The 21,724-nt window shown below is 63.6% G+C and carries 27 protein-coding genes; 9 read left to right on the top strand and 18 right to left on the bottom strand.

Annotated elements, in window-relative coordinates; all coding sequences use genetic code 11:
- The first annotated feature begins 397 nt into the window (after positions 1-397).
- The gene (locus tag XH80_RS28685; protein ID WP_271601464.1) at positions 398-1,366 is read left to right on the top strand and encodes a helix-turn-helix domain-containing protein; all 969 of its coding nucleotides are present in this window, start codon (positions 398-400) and stop codon (positions 1,364-1,366) included.
- 111 nt (positions 1,367-1,477) lie between these two features.
- Here the strand turns inward: XH80_RS28685 and XH80_RS28680 are convergent, their stop codons facing one another.
- From XH80_RS28680 to XH80_RS28665, 4 genes are all read right to left on the bottom strand, one after another.
- Positions 1,478-1,903: a hypothetical protein gene (locus XH80_RS28680; RefSeq protein WP_271601619.1), complete on the bottom strand. Its 426-nt coding sequence runs from the start codon at positions 1,901-1,903 to the stop codon at positions 1,478-1,480.
- 183 nt (positions 1,904-2,086) lie between these two features.
- Positions 2,087-3,025 (bottom strand): substrate-binding periplasmic protein, encoded by a 939-nt coding sequence (locus XH80_RS28675; protein WP_271601463.1) that lies wholly within the window; start codon positions 3,023-3,025, stop codon positions 2,087-2,089.
- Positions 3,022-3,378 (bottom strand): c-type cytochrome, encoded by a 357-nt coding sequence (locus XH80_RS28670; protein WP_220001212.1) that lies wholly within the window; start codon positions 3,376-3,378, stop codon positions 3,022-3,024. The genes XH80_RS28675 and XH80_RS28670 overlap by 4 nt, the downstream gene beginning before the upstream one ends.
- Before the next feature lie 21 nt (positions 3,379-3,399).
- Positions 3,400-5,064, bottom strand: coding sequence for a methanol/ethanol family PQQ-dependent dehydrogenase (locus XH80_RS28665; protein ID WP_271601462.1), 1,665 nt, complete (start codon positions 5,062-5,064; stop codon positions 3,400-3,402).
- 335 nt (positions 5,065-5,399) lie between these two features.
- Here XH80_RS28665 and XH80_RS28660 point away from each other — a divergent pair, with 335 nt between their 5' ends.
- The 4 genes from XH80_RS28660 (at position 5,400) to XH80_RS28645 (ending at position 7,300) form a co-directional block, all read left to right on the top strand.
- Positions 5,400-5,792, top strand: a complete 393-nt coding sequence (locus XH80_RS28660; RefSeq protein WP_057751392.1) for an EF-hand domain-containing protein — start codon at positions 5,400-5,402, stop codon at positions 5,790-5,792.
- 182 nt (positions 5,793-5,974) lie between these two features.
- The gene (gene pqqA, locus XH80_RS28655) at positions 5,975-6,055 is read left to right on the top strand and encodes a pyrroloquinoline quinone precursor peptide PqqA (RefSeq protein WP_012029362.1); all 81 of its coding nucleotides are present in this window, start codon (positions 5,975-5,977) and stop codon (positions 6,053-6,055) included.
- A 25-nt stretch (positions 6,056-6,080) separates the two neighbouring features.
- Entirely contained in the window at positions 6,081-6,986 is a 906-nt protein-coding gene (locus XH80_RS28650; RefSeq protein WP_333968857.1) for a hypothetical protein, read from the top strand.
- A gap of 104 nt (positions 6,987-7,090) precedes the next feature.
- Positions 7,091-7,300, top strand: a complete 210-nt coding sequence (locus XH80_RS28645; RefSeq protein ID WP_220001069.1) for a hypothetical protein — start codon at positions 7,091-7,093, stop codon at positions 7,298-7,300.
- Between the two features lie 10 nt (positions 7,301-7,310).
- Here the strand turns inward: XH80_RS28645 and XH80_RS28640 are convergent, their stop codons facing one another.
- From XH80_RS28640 to XH80_RS28625, 4 genes are read right to left on the bottom strand one after another with little or no spacing between them, the layout of a single operon-like run.
- The gene (locus tag XH80_RS28640; protein WP_271601460.1) at positions 7,311-7,664 is read right to left on the bottom strand and encodes a hypothetical protein; all 354 of its coding nucleotides are present in this window, start codon (positions 7,662-7,664) and stop codon (positions 7,311-7,313) included.
- 47 nt (positions 7,665-7,711) lie between these two features.
- The gene (locus XH80_RS28635) at positions 7,712-8,422 is read right to left on the bottom strand and encodes an ABC transporter ATP-binding protein (RefSeq protein WP_271601459.1); all 711 of its coding nucleotides are present in this window, start codon (positions 8,420-8,422) and stop codon (positions 7,712-7,714) included.
- The gene (locus XH80_RS28630) at positions 8,412-9,149 is read right to left on the bottom strand and encodes an ABC transporter permease (RefSeq protein ID WP_271601458.1); all 738 of its coding nucleotides are present in this window, start codon (positions 9,147-9,149) and stop codon (positions 8,412-8,414) included. Before XH80_RS28630 ends, XH80_RS28635 begins: the two co-directional genes overlap by 11 nt.
- Position 9,150: 1 nt before the next feature.
- Complete coding sequence (locus tag XH80_RS28625; protein WP_271601618.1) at positions 9,151-10,092, bottom strand: ABC transporter substrate-binding protein; 942 nt, start codon at positions 10,090-10,092, stop codon at positions 9,151-9,153.
- Between the two features lie 121 nt (positions 10,093-10,213).
- Here XH80_RS28625 and XH80_RS28620 point away from each other — a divergent pair, with 121 nt between their 5' ends.
- The gene (locus XH80_RS28620; RefSeq protein ID WP_271601457.1) at positions 10,214-10,573 is read left to right on the top strand and encodes a hypothetical protein; all 360 of its coding nucleotides are present in this window, start codon (positions 10,214-10,216) and stop codon (positions 10,571-10,573) included.
- A gap of 144 nt (positions 10,574-10,717) precedes the next feature.
- On the opposite strand, the gene XH80_RS28615 is transcribed toward XH80_RS28620, so the two are convergent.
- Both XH80_RS28615 and XH80_RS28610 read right to left on the bottom strand, forming a co-directional pair.
- Positions 10,718-11,536, bottom strand: coding sequence for a quinoprotein dehydrogenase-associated SoxYZ-like carrier (locus XH80_RS28615; RefSeq protein WP_271601456.1), 819 nt, complete (start codon positions 11,534-11,536; stop codon positions 10,718-10,720).
- Between the two features lie 53 nt (positions 11,537-11,589).
- Positions 11,590-12,516: a quinoprotein relay system zinc metallohydrolase 2 gene (locus XH80_RS28610; protein WP_271601455.1), complete on the bottom strand. Its 927-nt coding sequence runs from the start codon at positions 12,514-12,516 to the stop codon at positions 11,590-11,592.
- 108 nt (positions 12,517-12,624) lie between these two features.
- On the opposite strand from XH80_RS28610, the gene XH80_RS28605 reads away from it, so the two are divergent.
- Positions 12,625-13,503, top strand: a complete 879-nt coding sequence (locus tag XH80_RS28605; protein ID WP_442868530.1) for a substrate-binding domain-containing protein — start codon at positions 12,625-12,627, stop codon at positions 13,501-13,503.
- Complete coding sequence (locus tag XH80_RS28600; protein WP_271601454.1) at positions 13,500-14,087, top strand: PQQ-dependent catabolism-associated CXXCW motif protein; 588 nt, start codon at positions 13,500-13,502, stop codon at positions 14,085-14,087. Before XH80_RS28605 ends, XH80_RS28600 begins: the two co-directional genes overlap by 4 nt.
- Positions 14,088-14,200: 113 nt before the next feature.
- Here the strand turns inward: XH80_RS28600 and XH80_RS28595 are convergent, their stop codons facing one another.
- The 6 genes from XH80_RS28595 to XH80_RS28570 form a co-directional block, all read right to left on the bottom strand.
- Complete coding sequence (locus XH80_RS28595; protein ID WP_271601453.1) at positions 14,201-14,500, bottom strand: copper-binding protein; 300 nt, start codon at positions 14,498-14,500, stop codon at positions 14,201-14,203.
- A 146-nt stretch (positions 14,501-14,646) separates the two neighbouring features.
- Complete coding sequence (locus XH80_RS28590) at positions 14,647-15,255, bottom strand: hypothetical protein (protein ID WP_271601452.1); 609 nt, start codon at positions 15,253-15,255, stop codon at positions 14,647-14,649.
- Complete coding sequence (locus XH80_RS28585; protein WP_271601451.1) at positions 15,252-16,100, bottom strand: ABC transporter permease; 849 nt, start codon at positions 16,098-16,100, stop codon at positions 15,252-15,254. The genes XH80_RS28590 and XH80_RS28585 overlap by 4 nt, the downstream gene beginning before the upstream one ends.
- A complete protein-coding gene (locus tag XH80_RS28580; RefSeq protein WP_271601450.1) occupies positions 16,097-16,903 on the bottom strand; it encodes an ABC transporter ATP-binding protein in 807 nt (268 codons plus the stop codon). The genes XH80_RS28585 and XH80_RS28580 overlap by 4 nt, the downstream gene beginning before the upstream one ends.
- On the bottom strand, positions 16,900-17,901 hold the full coding sequence (locus tag XH80_RS28575) for a YVTN family beta-propeller repeat protein (protein ID WP_442869182.1): 1,002 nt from the start codon (positions 17,899-17,901) through the stop codon (positions 16,900-16,902). The genes XH80_RS28580 and XH80_RS28575 overlap by 4 nt, the downstream gene beginning before the upstream one ends.
- A 173-nt stretch (positions 17,902-18,074) precedes the next feature.
- Positions 18,075-19,256: an ABC transporter substrate-binding protein gene (locus XH80_RS28570; RefSeq protein ID WP_271601449.1), complete on the bottom strand. Its 1,182-nt coding sequence runs from the start codon at positions 19,254-19,256 to the stop codon at positions 18,075-18,077.
- A gap of 128 nt (positions 19,257-19,384) precedes the next feature.
- On the opposite strand from XH80_RS28570, the gene XH80_RS28565 reads away from it, so the two are divergent.
- Positions 19,385-19,885: a DUF3280 domain-containing protein gene (locus XH80_RS28565; protein WP_271601448.1), complete on the top strand. Its 501-nt coding sequence runs from the start codon at positions 19,385-19,387 to the stop codon at positions 19,883-19,885.
- 157 nt (positions 19,886-20,042) lie between these two features.
- On the opposite strand, the gene fghA is transcribed toward XH80_RS28565, so the two are convergent.
- Both fghA and XH80_RS28555 read right to left on the bottom strand, forming a co-directional pair.
- A complete protein-coding gene (fghA, locus tag XH80_RS28560; protein ID WP_271601447.1) occupies positions 20,043-20,888 on the bottom strand; it encodes an S-formylglutathione hydrolase in 846 nt (281 codons plus the stop codon).
- Between the two features lie 72 nt (positions 20,889-20,960).
- Complete coding sequence (locus XH80_RS28555) at positions 20,961-21,581, bottom strand: response regulator (protein ID WP_271601446.1); 621 nt, start codon at positions 21,579-21,581, stop codon at positions 20,961-20,963.
- Positions 21,582-21,724 lie beyond the last annotated feature (143 nt).

Below are 21,724 nucleotides of genomic sequence, written 5' to 3'. Positions count from 1 at the left end.
GCTGTCTCCTCCTCCTGATGAGAGCTACGGGTCCACGTGCAGGAGCGGCCCGTTCTTTTTGTTCCTGCCGCAATTCCTAACGACTTCGCCAACGGGAAACTTGCCCAAGAGTGAACCCGCTTTGCTCGACAGCGCACGAACGCAAAGTTTTTGATTTTGCGGTAGCGAATTCAGCGGCTTCGGTGCGATGCAGTGCCCTGTTCAACGCTCAGGTTCCCCTTGACGGCGGTGCAACTAAGGCGGAGGATTAACCGTCAAGGGTGGCGATGGAACGTGGCGCTCGTTTCAAAAGACCGCCCAAATTTGAGGTAAACGTCACGCAATCAAGGCTGAGGGCTTCAGCAGGCGCTGGCCGCGATTCGCATGGGATCTCCGGGTATCACCAGTGGCTGGATTAATGTCCGACACAATTCACACGCTCTCGACGACGGGACTGACGCCCAAGCGGCAGATCCAGAGTTGGGTCGACGGATTGACGAATCTGTGTGGTCATTTCGATGTCGATCCGCTGGAGGCATCCTCGCTCGAAGGACGGATCGACTACACGACGGTCTCGCGGCTGAAGCTCTGTCAGATCGAAGTCAGCCAGCATCGCATCGCCCACACGTTCGCGCGGGCCAAGGCCAACGAACACCCGTACATCAAGATTCACTTCCAGACCTATGGCGTGTCCTACTTCGAGCAGGAAGGCCGCCATATCGAGCTGAACCCGGGCGACATCATCGCGTATGACGTCTCCTGTCCACATTTGATCGTCAGCCCCGCCTTCACGCGCCACGACGTGGTGATCGTGCCCAAAGCGCTTTTGCGCGATCGCGGCTTCCCGTCACAGCGCATGCAGGCCTGCAAGCTGTCGGCGAAGACGGGTACCGGGCGGATCGCCCATGATTTCGTCCATGCCACGTTCGACGAGGCGGCGAAGCTGTCGGCCAACACCGCGGTCGGCGTTGCCGATTCGCTGATCGACCTGCTGCTGCTGCCGCTGCGCGAAGCCGACACGATGTTCGATCGAGTCGGGCCCGAGGCGATGTATGTGCGTGCCCAATTTTTCATCCGCGAGCATCTGCGCGATCCCGATCTGTGCATCGACCAGATTTCCGCCGAGCTCGGCTGTTCCAAGCGCTATCTGCACATGCTGTTCTCGGAGCGCGGCACCACGGTGAGCGACTACATCTGGCAGGCGCGCCTGCAGAACTGCCGTCAGGAGCTCGAAGCCCACGGCGGCAAGACCATCACCGACGTCGCATTCTCCTGGGGCTTCTCTAGCTCATCGCATTTCAGCCGCGTATTCCGGAAATATTTCGGCGTGGTGCCGTCATCGATCCACAAGGCGCAGCAAGGTGCCATCGTGGCAGGCGAAACCTAAAGCATGATCCGGAAAAGTGTGAAGCGGTTTTCCGAAAGGATCATGCTCAAACGACAACCTAAAGCGCCATGACGATTCATCCCAATCTCATCGCGCTTTAGGCCGGCCTGCTTAACTCGACATAGCGACGTAGGGAATGCTGGTCACGAGCGCCGCGACCAGCATTGCGTTGCAGAGCATTCCGCTCCAATGCAACTGGCGTAGTCGGCGCACGGCCCCAGTGTCGCCGGCATCCCTGGCGCTGAGCTCTTCGTCCATCCGTTGCATGAACCAGCCGCGTCCCCGGATCGCGAGAGCCGCGATCAAGCCGATGCCGGTGGCGAAAAGCGGCCGACCTTCCGCGAGGAAAGCCACGGTCGCAAGGACGCCGGTCACAGCCATCATTCTGAATTGGATGTTGAACATCCCGCGCAGCAGCTGCGTGACGGGCGGAATGTCCAGCTTCACCAGCAGGAATGCGGGCGAGGCCAGCAGGAAATAGCCCATCGGAAAAAGCAGGATGACCAGGGCTGCGACGGCGACAGCATCGGGTTTCATGCGCTCGGCCTCTTGCGTGTGGAGCGACGGCCGCACCACATCCTCGCTGTCATCGCCCGGCTTGACCGGGCGATCCAGTATTCCAGAGATGGTGTGATTGAGTCTATAGGCCGCGGGGTACTGGATGCCCCGGTCAAGCCGGGGCATGACACCGGTGACGTGGTGGCACGCGCGGCAGCCACCTCACCGCTGAATGATCTTCGTCCAGACATCGCCGAGGATCGCCGGCTCGCGTGGCGGCAGATACGTCAGGCCGGCCTGCTTGCCGAGTTCGGCAATCCTGCCCTCGGCGGCAAGATCGGACAGAGCCTTGTTGACGGCCTCGATCAAGTTGGGATCGCTGCCAAGTCCGACATAGCCGCGATTGGCGCCGATCGGATAATAATAGCCGGAGGCGGCGATGGCCGTATCAGGATGCGCGGCGCGATGGGCGTCGTAGCGGGCGAGGTCGATCAGGGTCGCGTCGTAATCGCCGCGATTGAGCGCGCCCAGAAGGTCGTCGCGGCCGGGGACGAGATGGGTAATGTTGTCGATCAGCCGTCCCTTGTCGAACGTCATCAGGATGGCATCGCCGAGAGAGCCGCTCTCGATCGCGAGGCGAAGCCCGGCGAGATCGCCGATGTCAGCAATCTTGCGCTCGCGCGCCTTCGGGCCGAGGACGACGGTCATCGGCGAATAGAGGTAAGGTTTGCTCGGCGCCAGCACGCCGAGTGTGACGCGGCGGCGGCGGTCGTCGCGCGTGGCGCCGGCAAAATCCGGCAGGCGCGCCGTTGGCACGCCCGGCTTGACGAGCGAGTCCGTCGTCAGCGCGTAGCCGCCGATCAGGGAGCAGCGCCCGTCGGACAGCAGTGCGTTGGCCTCGAGCTGCGGGCTCGAATCCTCATCCAGTTTGCTCTCGAACCATTGGATTTTGAGCGGCCGTCCCATCCGGTCCGCGATCGCCTGCGCCAGCAGCACGTCGAAGCCTGAGTCCGGCCTGCCCTTGTGATGCGCCGAGAGCGGCGGGTGGTCCTCGTCGAGACAGATGGAGAGGGGATCGGCGGCCCGAGCTGACGTCGAGGCTGCCGTCGCCGGAACTGCGAGGATCGTCAGGAGCGCGAGCGCCGCTAGCCGGTGTCTCATGGCTTCCTCCGGCTCGAAATGAAGGCCCAGAGATTGCCGATGTCATCGTCGCTTAAGATATCGCCCCAGGGCGGCATCTTGTTGTTCTTGCCGTTCTTCACGGTGGTGACGAAGCGCGTCCTGTCGTCAGGGAAGGCGCGCAGGTCCGGCGTGATGGTGCCGGAGTTCATCAGGTTGGGGCCGTGGCAGTGCGAGCATTTTTCGGCATAGGTCGACTTGCCGTGGTCGATCTGCGCCTGCAGCGGATTGCCGTTCGAATCATCCGCGGCACGGACGGTCGCCGCAAGCGCGACCGTCAGTACCGCGACGGTGGCGATCCTCGCCACCGTCCTGTGAGCTGTGTCTCTCAAGATGTCTTGCAACGGGTCTTGCCGTTACTGCTTCACTGCAAAGACCCAGAGCGAGCCGCCGGGCGGCACCTTGGCCAGCCGCTCGTCGCCGGAGAACAGCGAGTAGACGCCGCCATAGCCGCTCGTGACGGCGACGTACTGTACGCCGTCCTGCTGCCAGGTCACCGGCTGTCCCTCGATGCCGGAGCCGGTCTGGAACTGCCAGAGTTTCTTGCCGCTGTCGGCGTCGAAGGCCTCGAACTCGCCGGTCAGCGCGCCGGTGAAGACGACGCCCCCCGCGGTCGACAGCACGCCGGAGAAGCGCGGGATGTCGCTGGCCGCCTCCCACTTCGCCTTGCCGGTCATCGGATCGATCGCCTTCAGATGGCCGCGCGCGCCGTCACCCCATTCCCAGGGATCGGTCAGGTCCATGCCGAGATACCATTCACCCTGTTTGAAGGTGACCGGCTCCGATTTGTACCTGCCGCCGAAGGCGAGCGTGTTGGCGTAGGCAAGGCCCGTCTGCGGGTTGAACGACATCGGCTCCCAGTTCTTGCCGCCGAGGATCGACGGATAGACCGTGACCTTCTTGCCGTCACGGGCATCCTTGACGACGTCGGTCTCGATCGGACGGCCTGTCTTCATGTCGACGCCGGTCGCCCAATTCACCTTCACATATGGATTGGCAGCGAGCAGCTTTCCGTTGGTGCGATCGAGCACGTAGAAGAAGCCGTTGCGGTTGGCATCCATCAGCACCTTGGTCGGCTTGCCCTCGACATTCATGTCGGCGAGGACCATCTCGGCCACCGAGTCATAGTCGAACGGGTTGTTCGGCGAGAACTGGTAGTGCCACTTGATCTTGCCGGTCTTGGGATCCATCGCCAGCACGGAGCAGGTGTAGAGATTGTCGCCGGGGCGCACGGCCGAATTGAACGGGCCGGGGTTGCCGATGCCCCAATAGACCGTGTTCAGCTCGGGATCATAGGACCCCGTGATCCAGGTCGAGCCGCCGCCGAGCTTCCAGGTGTCGCCCTTCCAGGTGTCGCCGCCGGGCTCGTCCGGCGAGGGGATCGAGTGGGTGCGCCAGAGGTGCTTGCCCGTCGCCGGATCCCAGCCGTCGATGAAGCCGCGGGTGCCGAATTCGGCGCCGGAAATGCCGGTGATGACGACACCGTCCGCAACCAGCGGAGCCACCGTCATCGAGTAGCCTTCCTTGATGTCGGCCGCTTTCTGCCGCCACAGCTCCTTGCCGTCCTTGATGTCGAGCGCGATGACGTTGGCATCGAGCGTGGTGCGGAACAGCTTGCCGTCGAACAGCGCCGCGCCGCGATTGATGATGCCGCAGCAGACGATGCGCGGTGTCTCGGCCGGATATTCGATCTTGGATTTCCAGATCTGCTTGCCGGTCTTGGCCTCGACCGCCATGGTCGCGTTGTGCGAGGTGACGTAGATCACGCCCTGGTAGACCAGCGGCTGCGATTCCTCACTGCGATCGTCGTTGAGGGAGTAATTCCAGACCGGGACGAGATTCTTGACGGTGTCTTTGTTGATCTGGTTCAGCGTCGAGAAGCGCTGAAGATTGTAGCCCATCCCGTAATTGAGAACGTTCGACGTATCGGTTGCACCCTTGACCAGTTGATCGGTCGTCTGTGCGCTCGCAACCGAGCATGCGGAAATGACGAGGCTCGCGGCCATCGCAAGGCGTTTCATCCGTTCCTCCCAATATGCGCGTCTTTTGACGCTGCGATTGCAACACTCCGCCCGAAAGCAAAACACGTCAATACGAAAGTCGAAACTGCGCTGCCGATATGTTGGACGCGGGAGATCGGTCACCTGACGGAAACCTGACTGATGACTCCGACTTGCGCGTAGACGCTGAAAAAATTCCGCGGCATGATGCAAGGGCCTGCAATGAGCGGGCGCGCGGACCGGTCCACCGGTTGTGCAGTGTGCGGGTTGCAATTCCCGACTTGAACCGGGGGCCGGCTTGCGGATTTATGCTGTCGCGATCCCCGGCGAGTCGGGGCATGGCGAGGGAGGTCAAAATGATATCGCGTCGCTCTGTTGCGCTTGCGTTCACGTTTGCCGTGGTGTCGGGTCCGGCCTGGTCGGCATCCGCTAGCGCTGTCAAGATGTTCGACACCGACAATGACGGCACGCTCGATCTGGCCGAGGTGAAGAAGGCTGCAACCGCGCTGTTTGCCAAGCTCGATCCGGACCATGACGGGACGCTCGATGCGCGCGAACTGCGCGGACGGCTAACGGCGAAAGAACTCGCCGCTGCCGACCCCGATCACGACGGCACGCTGACGCTTGATGAATATCTCGCCGTCGTGGAGCAGCGCTTCAACGCAGCAAATCCCGACAAGGACGGCACGCTCGACGCCAAGGAGCTGAATTCGCCAGCGGGGCGCGCCTTGCTGCGATTGCTGCGCTGAGGTCGTCAGCGCTTGACTGGGAGCGAAGGCGGTTTGTCCGAGAGCGAAATTTACGCGTGTTATTCGATACTTCGCCGTGTTCGCGGTCCGATTCCAGACTTGCGCTGTGCCTGAGGCAGCCCTAGGTTTTGCCCGGCGCGATGTCGCGCTCAATACTTGGCTCAATACCTGGGGAGACCCGAATGGCCTGGAAAGCTCCGAAAATCGTGGAAGTGCCGGTCGGCATGGAAATCAACATGTACGCCTGCGCAGCGCGCAAGTAAGACTGACAAACCTGCCGCGGCTTCGATGGCAGATGCCCTCGAAGCCGTGGTAGTGTTCTGCATGCGCTTGGGGGCTTCCACATTCCGGACTGCAGTTGCGTGCATCGTCGCGTTTGCGCCAGCAGGTGTGAGCGCCGAAGAGGGCTTTGATACCGAGCACATCTTCGGCTTCATGATCGGCAGCGATGTCGGCAATCAGGGCGAGCGCGAATTCCAGACGCAGACGACGGGACGCTTCGGCAAGGGCGCTGGCACCTATCGCGCCCTCGAGCACGAGGTCGAACTCGAGATCGTGCCGCTGCCGAATTTTCGCGTCGAGGTCGGCGGCACCGTGACGCTGCATGACATCACCGGCGTCCCTGACATCGATGACCGCCGCCAGTTCAATTTCCAGGGCCTCTCGCTCGATTTGCGTTATCGCCTGCTCGGCCGTGAGCGCGCCCCCTTCGGGATGACCATCGCCGCCGAGACCCACGGCGATCGCATCGACGAGGTCAGCGGCGCGAAGGGGCGGATGTACGGCACCAATTTCACGCTCGCCTTTGATCGCGAGCTGATTCCGAACTTCGTGATCGGCGCGCTCAATCTGATCTACCAGCCGGAATGGGCGCGCTTCGAGGTTTCAGGCCTGTCGGAGAGGAGCTCGACCATCGGCGCGGCATTCGCCGGCATGGTGCGTGTGCGGCCGGATGTCCTGCTCGGAGGAGAGCTGCGCTACTTCCGCCAATACGAAGGCATTGGCCTTGGCGAGTTCGCAGGCCAGGCCCTGTTCGTCGGACCGACGGCCTATGTCCAGCTCTCCGAGCAATCGCGGCTGACCCTGAGCTGGAGCACGCAGGCCTGGGGCCGTCCGACGGGATCCGGGGCCAATCTCGATCTCGTCAATTTCGAGCGCCACCAGGCGCGGATCGTGTTCGGGATCAACTTCTAGCAGGAGAGGTTCCCCGCTTGTCCTCACGCGCGTTTGAAACTTCCAGCTGCGGGAAACGTAGCCCTTTGTGCTAGTCTCAATCGCCCCCGCGCGAGGATCCCGGCATGAATCCGATCGACCTTGTAGTGACCGTTTGTGTGGTGCTCTCGCCTGCGACCTGCGAGGAGCAGCATCTGGTCTTCAATTTTGGCGGCTCGCCGGCGCAATGCTCTATGGCCGCGCCGCCCTATATCGCGCAATGGATCGGTGATCACCCGAAATGGCAGGCGGTGCGCTGGCGCTGCGAATTTCCGCATACGCATGACAAGGCGTGACGCGCGAACGTTACTTGGTGCAATCCTTCAAATCCTTGTCGGAGATCGAGAACACTGCGTCGGCTTTGATCTCGATGTCGCGCACGATGCATTGCCGCGAATTGGGATAGCTCACCTTGGCGTCGTAGCGGCCGGGCTCGATGCCGGTGATGCGCAGCCGTTCGTCGTGGTCGACCTCCTTGTCCTTGTCGTTCAGGCACTGGTTCGGGCCCCAGTCGGTCTTGCCTGATGGCGCGAGCTGGAAGCCGGAGATCGTCTCGCTGGTCAAATTCCAGAGCCGGATGCCCTTGCCCTTGGTCTGAGCGAGCGTCGCGCCCGTCATCGCAATCAACAGGATGCCTGTCGCAATCAGCTGGCGGCGCACGGTGACCTCCCACGACAATCTCGTTGAACTTAGTTGATCACGAGTTCTCATTTCGTTTCAAGCTCCAACGCCGCAAGCTCCGCCCTGATCCTGGCGAGCTCAACTTCGTTCCGTTTCGCGCGCGGAATCGCGATCGGCACCTCCTGCACGATGCGTGCGGGGCGGGGCGACAGGAAGAACAGGCGGTCGCCGAGACGGATGGCATCTTCGAGGCTGTGGGTGACGAGCAGCGTCATCACGGGACGGCTCGCCACCAGCGTCGCGATCTCGTCGCGCAGGCGTCCGGCGAGGGCGTCGTCGAGCGAGGCGAGCGGCTCGTCGAGCACCAGCAGATCGGGCTCGACCGCGAAGGCACGGGCGAGCGCGACGCGGCGGGCAAGGCCCAGCGACAATTCGCCTGGAAAGTGACTGCGATGCGCTTCCAGCTCGAGGATCCTGAACAGCTCCGACAGCTTGCCATCGGTGACGTCGGGCGCCGCCAGCCGCACATTCTGCTCGACCGAGCGCCACGGCAATAGCCGCGGCTCCTGGAACACCATGCCGATCCGCGCCTCCGGCGGGCGGGCGACATGGCCGTCGAAGTCGCGGTCGAGTCCGAGGATGATGCGCAGCATCGTGCTCTTGCCGCAGCCTGAGGGGCCGACGAGCACGCCGACTGCGCCGGACTGAATCGCGAATTTGATCGGCGCCAACACCTCGTGCGGTCCACCCGCAGCGCTCCGATAGGTCTTGCCTGTGATGTCGACCTCAAGCCGCACGGGGTCGCCACCGCGTTGCGCGGGCCTCGAACGGCTGCACCAGCGCCGTCTCGATCACGAGCACGACCGCGGCGAAGGTCAGGGAATAGGCGAGCAGGCGCGGCGTGTCGAACAGCTGGAAGGCGACGCCGATCTCGAAGCCGACGCCGTTCGGCCGTCCCAACAGCTCGGCGACCAGCACGATCTTCCAGACCAGCGACAGGCCGGAGCGGGCGGAGGCCGCGATATAGGGGGCAAGCTGAGGCAGTACGACATGACGGAAGGCGCGCCAGCGCGGCATCGCAAAGACGCTCGCCATCTCGTCGAGCGAACGGTCGAGTGCGCGCGTGCCTTCGCGCAAGGTGACCACCGCGGTCGGCAGCTTATTGATGGCAATCGCTGCGATGGCCGCGGCCTCTGTGAGCCCGGCCCAGATATAGGCCAGCACGATCACCACCAGCGCCGGCAGGTTGAGCAGCAGGATCAGCCAGGGATCGCCGAGGCGGTCCGCGAGCGTCACCCGTCCCATCAGATAGCCGATGGCACTGCCGACCGACATCGCGAGCACGAAGGCGAGCGCAACGCGCGCAAGCGTGGCGCCGAGATGCAGGAACAGCGCGCCGGACGCCGCTTCCGCGATGATGACGTGGAGCACGACAGGCGGGGAGGGCAGTTTTGCACCGCCGACGAACAGCGCGGCTGTCCACCAGATCGCAAGCAGCAGGGCAATCGACAGAAGGCGCAGCACCTCAGTCTCCGGGGACGGCGTGGTAGAACGTGCCGGGATCGAGCTCGGCCGCCGGCCCGACCAGGTCACGGCCGCCGGTCTCGGCCAGCACGCGATAAAGCACGCGCGCATCCGCCTCCTCGTCACTGATGCTCCGGCGCGGAATGCCGTCGCGATAGCGGTCGCGATACGTTTTCAGCATGGCCGGATCGCTCGCGCCGGTGAGCGGGGCGATCTTGTCCCAGGCCGCATCGGAGGTGACCAGAAGCTGCTTGGCCTTGCGGGTCATGGCGAGGAAGCGCGCCACGGCGTCGCGATGGCTGGCGGCCCAGCCCTCATCGAACACATAGCCGACCGCAGAGACCGCGCCCTTGGCGCCGAGGTTCGGCAAGATGTCCTCGATGCCGGCGAGGCGCCGGAAACCCTTTGCCTCGAGCTGGGCGCAGAAATTCCAGAAATTCACGCTCGCATCCATCTCGCCGTCGAGCGCCTTGGCGGCGATCAGGGGCGGCGCGCCATAGACGATGGCCGCATCCGACTTGAGGTCGATGCCGTCCTGCTTCATCCGCGCCTGCAGCAGCAGCCAGCTCTTGTCGATCGGGCCGCCGCCGACGCCGAGTTTGCGTCCCCTCAGATCGGCCAGCGTCTTGATCGGCGAGGATGCGGGCACCATCACCGCGCCGAGCGCACTGGAATAGGGATAGAAGGTCAGCTTGGCGCCGAGCGCACGCTCGCGCGACACCCAGAGCCAATCCGACAGCATGATGTCGGCATTGCCGGCGCGCATCGCAATCTTGCCGGCCTCGGGGCTCGCAAGCTCGGTGACCTCAAGCGACAGGTCGGCCTCCTTGTCGAGCCCGGCCGCGCGGATCGTCGCCAGTTCCCAGGAGAACGTTCCGGTCTTCTGCACCGCAAGGCGGACGACATCAGCGGCGTGGGCCGCCGTGCCCAGCGCCAGCATCATCGCCAGCACTATTGTTCGTGCCAGAACTCTCATCACCTTGTGGGCCATTTCCTCGGATAGAGTGCTTCTCAGGACAATAGGCATAGCATAGCTTCCATCGCAACCAGCCGGGAGGATGCTCATGAACTTTGCGGGACAGTTACGACCTGTTGTCGCCGCTGTAGCTATGCTCGCGGCGACCGGCTATGCGGTGCGAGCCGAGGAGGCCAATGATTATCCGACCTCAGCGCGCGCGGAATATGTCTATGGCTGCATGAAAGCCAATGGCGAGACGCGGCAGGCGATCGAGCAATGCTCCTGCTCGATCGACGTGGTCGCCTCGATCGTCCCCTATGAACGCTATGTCACTGCAGAGACCGCGCTCAGCATGTCCCAGGTTCGCGGCAATCTCGGTACCCAGTTCCGGACCTCCGAGCAGGCGAATGCCGCCGTGAATGATTTGCGCAGGGCGCAGGCCGAGGCCGAGGTGCGATGTTTCTAGTTCTTTGGGCTCAGCTCGCCGTTTCCGGCATGCCCGGGCAGGAGCGCGAAGCGCGTCTTCGCGCTAGATGTCCCGGGCATCCACGTTCTTGGGCTGGGTGCAAAGTTCGTGGATGGCCGGGACAAGCCCGGCCATCCGGGAGACTTACGTCCCGGACTTCTCCACGTCCCACTCATTCCGGAACACGTGTCCGTCCGTGTCCTTGGCCTCCGCGCGGAATCGCTTCGCGCCGTTGGAGACATAGGTGAAGCGCAGATTGGGATCTTCCGAGATCGAGATGCCGCCTTCCATCGACAGCACCGGGCTGCCATCCTGCGTCAGCTTCAGCTGGTTGATGAAGAAAGCGGGGATATAGAGCTGGGTGACCTGATCCATCTGCAGGCCGGAATTGTTGGGATGGCCGATCATGATCTGGGCCTCACGGATGCGGCTCGCAGGCAGGTCCTCGCGCGAGAATTGCCGGTAGCGCATCTGGCCGAGGTGGTTCTGGGCTTCCTCCGCGTTTTTCCCCGCCGGCGCCGAGCAGCCGCCTGAGGCCTTCACATAGGTCTTGGAGACGTAGAGCTGGCCGTCGCTGAGTTCGGCGACCGCATGCACATCGGTGTAGTTGTTGACGCGCACGCGCGTGGAGATTTCGCTGACATTCGCATCTGCGCCAAGCTCAAACTTCGCGGCCACCGGCGCCGGGTTGCGGTCGATCACCAGCGTGATCGAGCGGATGCGGCGGCTGTCAGCGGGCGACAGCTTGCTGCGCAAAGTCACCGGTACGATCGCCGCATCCTCGGCGCGATAGGGCATCTCGATGGCGATGATTTCGGCGCCGTCGTTGATCGGACGGTTGTTGAAGATATCCTGCACCAGGCCGGGCCAGGGATCATAAACCTCTTCGGCGCTCACAGGCAGCGCAAAGGCGATGCCGAGCAGCGCGGCGATCAGCGGCAGGCGGCGTATGCATCCCATCATGATCAAGGTCCTGTGCGGACGAGGCGAATATCAGGGCGAAGGTAGCGCGCCCACTACTCCCATTCAATTTCAGAAAATGCTGCGGTTGCGTTGCGGGCGTTGTAATCGTCGAACAGTTCCCAATGCGACCGCTCCGTCGCGGCGGCCTTCTCGGCCGCGGTCCGGATCGGCTCGCCCTTCTTGTTCGAGGTACGGACGTCCGACAGCAGCGTCGTGAGATAACGCCGCTCGTCTGACAGGGCGGCAGGCCAATCGCTCACAGGGCCGTGACCGGGAATGACGCGGACCGCCGAAATGGCCTCCAACTGCTTCAGCAAGGCAAGCCAGCCACGAAGGCTGCCGTCCATCACCGGGACGTGGCGGAGAAAGACGAGGTCGCCGGCGAACAACGTCTTCGTGGTTTCGTCGAACACGGTCAGATCGTTGTCGCTGTGCGCGGCTGGCCACGCCCGCAAGGTTATCATGCGCGATCCGAGATCGAGCGTCATGGTGTCCTTTACCAGCATGGTCGGCGGCACGATCTTCACGGGATCGATCAGTTCCCCACTCATGATGCGCCTGAAATTGTCGAGATAATAGGGGCCGCGCCTCGCCAGCGCCTGCGGCAGCTTGCTGTGGCCGACGAAGCTGGTCCCGTCGGCGAGAAAGGCGGCATTGCCGAACACATGGTCGGGATGGCCGTGGGTATTGATGACATAGCGGATCGGCTTCCTGGTGTGGGCCCGTACCGCCGCCAGCAGCGCCTCGCCTTCGCGCAGGCTGCCGCCGGTGTCGATCACGGCCACGGCGTCCTCGCCGACAATGAAGCCGACATTGGCGATATCGCCTTCGTTCTCACGGGTCATCAGGGCGATGGTCCCGGAGTGCACGAAGATTCCGGTCGCGACTTCGCTTACAGGCAATTCGGCTGCCCCAGTGCGTGCTAGCGTCGCGAGTCCAAGCAGAGACAGGGCTGCGATCTTTGAAACGAGCTGCGACACTTTTCCGCCTCAGTTCAGGATTGGCCTCATTGCACTGCAACACAACGAGCCAACACCAAGTTTGGCAAACAAAAGAGTAGCATTCGAGGGAAATGAGGAGGAAGCGCGATGGAGGCCGGACGACATCGTCGCTGGTTGGTTTCACTGTGCGTGATGGCGGCATCTTGTGCGATCGGCGGCGTTGCCCGCGCGCAGACGAGCGATGGTGGCGATCTCTCGTTCGAGCTGGTCGATCCCAAGGTGCTGCGGGTTTGTGCCGATCCGCGCAACATGCCGTTCTCCAACGAGAAGGGCGAGGGCATCGAGAACAAGCTCGCCGAGCTGTTCGCCGACAAGCTCAGCAAGAAGCTCGACTACGTCTTCTTCCCGCAAGCCACAGGCTTCGTGCGCATGACGCTGGGTGCGCATCGTTGCGACGTCATCATGGGCTTCCCGCAGGGCGACGACATCGTGCAGGGCACCAATCCCTATTACCGCACCACCTATGCGCTGGTTGCGAAAGAGGGCAGCGGGCTCGAGGATGTCGACACGCTCGAAGATCCCAGGCTGAAGGGCAAGCATGTCGGTATCATCGCCGGCACGCCGCCGGCGACCAACATGGCGATTGCCGGGCTGATGAGCGACGCCAAGCCCTATCCGTTGATGATCGATACACGCTACGACAATTCGGCGCAGGCCATGATCGACGATCTCACCTCGGGGAAGATCGATGCCGGTGTGCTGTGGGGGCCGATGGCGGGGTACTACGCCAAGAAGGCCGGCTCGCTGCACGTGACGCCGCTGGTGAAGGAAAGCTCGGGGCCAAAACTGGTCTATCGCATCGGCATGGGCGTGCGCGCCGCGGATCAGAACTGGAAGCGGCAGCTCAACAAGCTGATCCAGGAGAACCAGGGCGAGATCAACAAGATCCTGCTCGACTTCGGAGTGCCTCTGCTCGACGAGAATGACAGGCCGCTCGGCGTGGAGGCGGCCAAGAAGACGCCATGAGATGGCCCCTTGCCGCTGCGCTCGTCGCCGCCGCACTGGTGGCGCAAGTGTTGGTGCAGCAAGTGTCGGCGCAGCAAGGTCAGGCCCGGCAGCAGGAGCCGTTCGAGCCGGAGGGCTATCGCACCGACAATTACCGCGCGCCGGTGCCGGCGACGCTGGAAGGCGCGCGCGTGCTGACGACGGCCGACGCCGAGGCAATCTGGCGGGCGAAGAGCGGTGCTTTCGTCGATGTGCTGCCGCGTGCACCGAAGCCGAAGAACCTCCCCGCGGGCACGGTGTGGCGCGATACGCCGCGGAAAAATATCCCGGGCAGCATCTGGCTGCCCGACACCGGCTACGGCGCGCTGCCGCCTGCGATGGACGATTATTTCCAGCGTGGCCTTGCGCAGGCCTCGCACGATGACAAGGCCGCGCTGCTGGTGATCTATTGCCTCGCCGATTGCTGGATGTCCTGGAACGCCGCCAAGCGCGCGCTGGCTTATGGCTATGCCAACGTTGCCTGGTATCCCGACGGCACCGACGGCTGGGAGCACGCGAAGCTGCCGACGGAGGAGGCGCGGCCGGAGCCACGGCCGGAGCAATAGGCCTGGCTCTCTCCCCGTCATTGCGAGCGCAGGGAAGCAATCCAGAATCTTTCCGCGGAGGGACTCTGGATTGCTTCGCTGCGCTCGCAATACGGGGTGGGTAGAGCGTCGCCCTACTGCTTTTGCAACTTCGTCAGCGTGCTCGCCCCGTCGGTGTCGGTCGCGGTGAACGTCACCCTGTCGCCGGCATGGACGGCATCCAGCATCGCGGCATCCTTGGCCTTGTACTGTTGAAGCGCGCCGGCGCCGCCGGCACTACCGCCGACCGTGCCCTTCTGCATCTCCTGGATCGAGATCGTATTGTTGAGCCTGTTGATGCTGGTGACCATTCCGGTCTTGTCGTCAGCAAAGGCACTGGTTGCGAGCACGGTGATGGCCGCAGCGCCTGCGAAAATGAATTTTGCTGTTCCCATCGAGGCCTCCGGCGTTTGATTCACGGGACAAGCCATCCTAGATCGATTTGGTTCCGGCAGATAGCGCGGCAAACATTAAGGATCGCACTGATATCGCGGGAACTTTTATGAAAGCCGTCAGCAGGATTGACGTTATAAGGCTCGCGCTATTCCATTTCCTGCTGGATCACCCGGCCGAGCGCGAACAGACGCTGATCGATCGCGGTCGGAACCTCGCAGACGAAGCGCACCACCTTGCGGCGGTCCTCGAAAATGCGGGTCTCCCAGATCAGCTGGTTGCTCATGGCGTCGACCTTGGCGTCGTCGCGGGGCGTTGCGTCCTGGAGTGCCTGGAGCTGGATGGTCTCCTCGCGGATCTTGTCGGCGGCCTCGCGCTGCTTGCGGCTGACGCGTTCAAGCCCGCTCATGACCTGGGAGCGCTGGGCGTTGAGCGTGTCGAACAGGCCGGCGAACAGCAGCTTTGCGTTCGCGGTCTTGTCGGCGGAGCCGGCCAGGAACTCCTTCACCGACTTCTCGGCCTCGTCCAGCGGCGTCTTGCGCGCCGCGAGCTTGGCGACCAGCGCGCTGATCTTGCTGTCCTCCTTCCACTTGCTCTCGGCGTCACCTAGCTCCGGACCGGCCCAGACCGCGGCCAGCGAAATCTCCGGAACCTTGGCCTGCGCACAGGGCCAGTTGGGATAGCGCGGATCGGCGGCGCGCGCCGCCGTGGAGACCGCGAACGCAAGGGCCGCCAAGGCAAGGGCTCGAACCATCATCCTTCGCCTCCCGCAGGCCCGCGCCGCGCCAGTCCGCGCGAGGGATCATAGGCGAAAATCGCTGCCGTCATGAAGACGATTGTGCAAGCTCCGACCACGGCGAGCGAGATCCAGTTGATCTGCCCATACAGCGCAAAACGTATCAGCTCCACCGCATGGGTGAACGGGTTGGCCTGGCAGACATAGGAGAGATAGGGGCTGCCCTCCTGCACCCGCCAGAGCGGGTAGAGCGCGGACGACGCAAAGAACATCGGGAAGATGACGAAGTTCATCACGCCGGCAAAGTTCTCGAGCTGCTTGATGCCGGAGGAGATCAGCATTCCCAGCGAGCCCAGCATCAGCCCTGACAGGATCAGCGCCGGCAGCACGGTGAGGTAGCCGATCGGAGGCGGGGTGATGTCCCAGAACCAGGCGATGATCAGGAACGCATAGACCTGGAGCAGCGACACCGCCGTGCCCGCGAGCAGCTTGCAGAACAACAGGAAGCCGCGCGGCAACGGGCTCACCAGCAGCGTGCGCATATTGCCCATCTCGCGGTCATAGACCATCGAGAGCGAGGACTGCATGCCGTTGAACAGCTGGATCATCGCCATCAGCCCGGGCGCGATGAAGACCTCGTAGAGGATGTAGGTCTCGTAGGGCGGGATGATGGAGATGCCGAGCACCTGGCGGAAGCCGGCCGCAAAGATGAACAGCCATACCAGCGGCCGCACCAAGGCCGAGACGAAGCGCTCGCGCTGGTGCAGGAAGCGCAGGCCCTCGCGCCAGACAATGCCGGTGAGGCAGGTCATGTACTCCTGTAACGAGAAGCCGCGCGGTGTGTCGCGCGTGGTGATGCTGCTCATGCGCCGCCTCCCGGCATCACTTGCGCGCCCGTCATGCGCATGAAGGCGGTGTTGACGTCCTGCGCGCCGGCCTCGGTGAGGACGCGGCTCATCGGCCCCTGCGCCAGCACCTTGCCCTGGTGCAGCACGACGAGATCGTCACCGGGCATGATCTCGTCGAACAGATGCGTGGCCCAGAGCACGCCGATGCCTTGCTCGGTCACGAGCTGGCGGACATGGCTGATGATGTCGGCCCGCGCCTTGACATCTAACCCGACGGTCGGCTCGTCCAGCAGCAGCAGGCGCGGCCGGTGCAGCAGCGCGCGGGCGATCTCCAGCCGCCGCATCTGGCCGCCGGAGAGATCGCGCACCTTGCTGCCGGCACGCTCGCTGAGGCCAATGCGCGCGAGCAGCTCCGCGCTGCGCGCGGCCGCCTCGCGCCTGATGATGCCGTGAAGCGCCGCGTGATAGAGCAGATTCTGCGTCAGCGACAGGTCGAGATCGAGCGTGCGCGGCTGGAACACGACGCCGAGCAGGCGCAGCGCCTCGCCGGGGCTCTTGCTGATGTCATGGCCGAAGATGCCGATGCGGCCGGTCTGAATGCCGAACAGCCGCGTGATCAGCGAGAACAGCGTGCTCTTGCCGGCGCCGTTGAGCCCGAGCAGGGCGGTGAAGCTTGCGGGCTGTACGTTGAAGGAGACGTCCGTCAGCGCCCGGCGCTGGCCGTAGGAATGGCTGACACCGTCGATCGACAGCGCCGGTACCGCGGCGGGATCGGGCCGTGGCGTCTCGCGCGGTTCGGCAACAGGAGCGGGGCTGGTCATGGCGCGATCCCTGGCGCGATCGTGATGCCCCAGGGCAGTTCGCCCACCTGAATGGTCTTGATCACCTTTTGCGCGGCGACGTCGATGACGGAGACGTCGTTGGAGACGCCGTTGGTGGTGAGCAGGTATTTCTCGTCCGGCGTGAAGGCCATGTGCCAGACGCGCTGGCCGACCAGGAGATATTTCATCACCTTGCGCGTGGCGGTGTCGACCACCGCGATACGGTTGGCAGGGCCGAGCGCGACAAAGGCGGTCTTGTCGTCCTTGGTCATGCCGATACCAACAGGCTGGATCGCTTCCTTCCGCAGGCCCGGAATCTCGAATGTGACCTTGCCGATCACCTCGTGCTTCATGGGATCGACGATCGAGACGGTACCACCGATCTCGGAGGACACCCATAATTCGGAAGCGTCCTGCTTGTAACAGGCAAAGCGCGGCCTCGCATCCACCAGCACGTTGGCGACGATCTGGCGCGAGGCCGTATCGATGAAATGCGCCATGTTGGTCGTCTCGGATGTGTTGATCAGGGTCTTGCCATCAGGGCTGATGGTCATGCCCTCGGGCTCGACGCCGACCTGAATATCGCCGAGGCGGGCGCGCTTCTCGAGGTCGATCACGGTCACCGTGTTGTCGTTCTCGTTGGCGACATAGAGCGTCTTGCCGGCGGCATCCTGGGTGAACAATTCAGGGTCAGGGCCGGAGGGCAGGGTGTCCACCACGGCTTGCGTCTTGGCGTCGATCAGCTGGATGGTGTCGTCGTCGCCGACCGCGACCATCACGAACTTGCCGTCGCGCGTGAACTCGATGCCGCGCGGCCGCTGGCCGACCTTGATGGTCTTTGTGACGGTCCAGCTGTCGGTGTCGATGACAGACACCGTGTTGCTTTTCTCGTTCGAGACATAGGCGATGAAGGCGTGCGCGGGCGTGGCGGCGAGCGCGAGTGCCACGAGCGATGCTGCTCCCGGCACGCGCAACGTCCATCCGCGGGCGGTCTTCACCTCCCCCGCTTGCGGGGGAGGTCGCAGCGCATCGCAAGATGCGATGCGGGAGAGGGCTCGCTCCTCTTGGGGGGTCTTCGTTGTCGAGACACCCTCTCCCCAACCCTCCCTCGCAAGCGGGGGAGGGGGCGCAGCGCCGTTGCGGCCGCAGTTTGAGCCCATCTCACAAAAGTTCATTTCAGCTTGCATTTGCTCTCCGGGCGGTCGTAGCCGAGCGTGTCGAGCTCGGAGACCTGGTGCAGAAACCCTTCCTGCGGCGACACCGACACCACCATGCGGCCGTCGACCAGCAGGATCGGCTGCCGCAACTGCAGATTCCAGTCGCGCAGCGTCAGCCTTGTGCCCTTGAACGCGGCGACCTCGAAATTCGGCCCCTTGATGAAATCGGTGACCTTCTTGACCTCGCCGGAATTGGTCCGCGAGGTCGCTTCGCCAATCATGCGCACCGCGGTCCAGGCCTGCATGTCGAGCGCGGTCATGCGGCGCGCGTTCAGCCTCATGAAGCGGTTCTGCATCTGCGTCGCGCCCCATTGGTCCTGCGCCGCATCCCAGCTGCGCGGCACGAGGCCGGCCGAGCCGGCGACGGGGCGGGGGTCCCAGGTACGGTAGGGCAGATAGGCGGCGAACACCTCGCTTTCATCCGCGGCGACAAGCACGTCATAGGCAGGCGCCTGTTGCGTGAACACCGGCATCTGCCGCTGGATCAGCGTGACGCCGCTATCCGTGCGGCGCGCGCCGCCGGTGTCCTCGAAGGTGCGCTCCTGCACGATCTTGGCGCCGAAGCGTGCGGCCGCACGCCGCAGCGCATCGGCATAGAGCTTGTCCTCATCATGCGAGCCGACCACCAGCAGCCAGCGCGACCACTTCTTCCACACCAGATATTGGCCGAGCGCATCCGCCAGCATCGCGCGTGTCGGCGCGGTGTGGATCACATTGGCGCGGCAATCGGCCTCGCGCAGCCGCTCGTCGATGGCGCCGGCGTTGAACAGCAAGGTGCCGCGATCGTGCAAGGCGTCGGCGACTTTCAACAGCGCATCGGCCGGCAGGGCGGCGACAATAAAACCGTTGTGCTCGGCAAGCGCAGTCGCAGCCTGGACCGGATCTTCGCCCTCCCTGATGCGGTGCTCCTCCAGCGTGAAGCGCTGGCCGAGGAATTTTCCTGTGGTGTTGTTGTCCTCGATCGCGAGCCTGGCGCCGGCAACGCCGTCATTCTCGGCCGGCTGCTCGACCAGCGAGAGCGTCGATCTGGTGCCGGCTAAACCGAGATAGCCGACGCCGATCGTCACAGGGTCGGCCGCGAGCGCTTGCGCCGCTGCCAGACACAGGCCGATAGGGCCGAGCAACCATCGGATCATGCTTCCTCCGCAACCTCCTCCCCGGCTTGACCGCCGGTGGAGAATTGTTTCTGTTCAAGCATGACCGATTTGGCCGGGCTTGCAACCCCGCATTTGGTCGTCGCAACACGAGGATCGGAATCACGATCATGCGAGCGCCGATATGTTTCGCAGCTTTGCTGCTGATGGTTTCGCAGGCAGCCGCCGATCCGCCAAAACTTGCCGTGTTCGATTTCGAGCTGATCGACACCAGCCTGCCCGGCGAGTTCTATGGCTCGAAGCCGGAAGAGGCGCGGCTCGATCGCATCAGCGAGCAACTCCGCAAGGAGCTGGCGGAGTCAGGCAAGTTCCAGGTGCTCGATATCGCGCCGGTCAGGGATGCCGCCCGTCACAGCAATCTGCAGGCCTGCGGCGGCTGCGACCTCAAGCTTGCCGGACAATTGGGCGCGGACCTCGAGATCACAGGCATGGTGCAGAAGGTCTCGAACCTGATCATCAATCTCAACATTTACCTGCGTGACGTGAAGACCGGCAACATGATCACGGCCGCCAGCGCCGACATGCGCGGCAACACCGATGAATCCTGGACGCGCACGATGAGCTATCTGATCCGCAACCGCCTGTTGGCGCCGAACTACGGCAGGCCGTGAGATGGTTTCCCTCTCCCCCTTGTGGGAGAGGGTGGCTCGCCGCGTAGCGGCGAGACGGGTGAGGGGTATCTATCCTCGCGAACACCGATGCGAGCGGAGAGAACCCCTCATCCGGCGCTTCGCGCCACCTTCTCCCGCAAGGGGAGAAGAAAAGACCTCACCCCTTCAGCCGCTCCGCATGCCAATGCAGATGGTCGCTCATGAAGGTCGAGATGAAATAATAGCTGTGGTCATAGCCCGGCTGCCGCCGCAGCGTCAGCGGGATGTTGGCCTTGGTGCAAACGGCCTGCAGCAGCTCGGGCTTGAGCTGCTCTTTCAGGAAATTGTCGGCCTCGCCGACATCGACCAGGAAGCCGGAAAACTTTGCGCCGTCCTCGATCAGCGCCACGGTGTCATGGCTGCGCCAGGCCTCCTTGTTCGGACCGAGATAGCCGGTCAGCGCCTTGATACCCCACGGCACCTGTGATGGCGCCACGATCGGGGCGAAGGCGCTGGCGGCGCGGTAGCGGTGCGGATTGCGCAGCGCTACCGTCAGCGCGCCGTGGCCGCCCATGGAATGGCCCATGATCGATTGCCGCTTGGCATCGACGGGAAAATGTCCCGCCACGAGCTTCGGCAATTCGTCGGTGACATAGCTCCACATCCGATAATTGCGCGCGAACGGTGCCTCCGTCGCATCGACATAGAAGCCGGCGCCCAGGCCGAAATCATAGGCATTGTTCGGATCGCCAGGCACGTCCGGGCCGCGCGGCGAGGTGTCGGGGGCGACGAAGATCAGGCCGAGCTCGGCGCAGGCTTTGCGGAATTCGCCCTTCTCGGTGACGTTGGCATGGGTGCAGGTGAGGCCGGAGAGATACCAGACGACGGGCAGCTTGGCGCCTTCGGCATGCGGGGGAACATAGACCGAGAACACCATATCGGTTCCGGTCGCCATACTTGCATGGCGATATACGCCCTGCACGCCGCCATGGGACTTGTTGGTCGAGACAGTCTGGATCGTCATGCCTGATAGCTCCGTGGCATCTCGCCACATCGAGAATGCAATGCCTGTGTGACCAAAGTTTGTGGCGCGCGTTCAGGCGACGCCGCTGTCGATCGCCAGCCGCACCAGCTCGACCGAGGTCTTCACCCCCAGCTTTTGGCGCATGATCGAGGAGGTGTTGGCGACCGTCTTGTAGGACGATTGCACCAGCCAGGCGATTTCGGACAGGCTTTTTCCGGCGCTGAGCAGCCGCAAGATCTCCATCTCGCGCGCGTTCAGCTTCGACAGCGGGCTCTGCGCCAGTGCGGGCCCCGCGAAGGCGATGCTGCGCGCGATCGCACTCGGCAAGTAAGTTCCGCCACCGCCGACGGCGCGGATCGCCTCGACGAGATCATCGGGATCGCCGGTCTTGGAGACGTAGCCCCTGGCGCCGCATTCGATCGCGCGCGCGGCGAAGGCGGGGTCGTCGTTCATGCTGAACATGATGATGCGGGCATCCGGCGCGTGCCCGAGGATGCGGCGCGCCAGCTCGAAGCCGGAGACCGTCGGCAAGTTGATGTCGATGATGCAGAGGTCGGGGCGCTCGACGATGAAGACGCTCTCGCCATCCTCGGCGTCGGCGGCCTCCAGGATCTCGACCTCGCCTTCGTCGGCCAGCACGGCGCGGCAGCCGGAGGCGACAATGGGATGATCGTCGACGATCAGAATGCGCATAGGCGTTCCCCGCGACAGCACCGGACTCTTCAGTTTCGTTGTCGCGTGAGTCTCGCGATTTCGCGCCGCATGATGCCCACCGAGAAGCTTGTCGGCCCATGCAACCCGCCCGGGATTGCTGTACGCTTCCGATTAGATATCGG

Source organism: Bradyrhizobium sp. CCBAU 45384, assembly GCF_028128665.1.
GTDB lineage: Bacteria > Pseudomonadota > Alphaproteobacteria > Rhizobiales > Xanthobacteraceae > Bradyrhizobium > Bradyrhizobium manausense.
The sequence above is the reverse complement of the archived record's forward strand: the minus strand, read 5'-3'. Positions and strand labels throughout refer to the sequence as shown.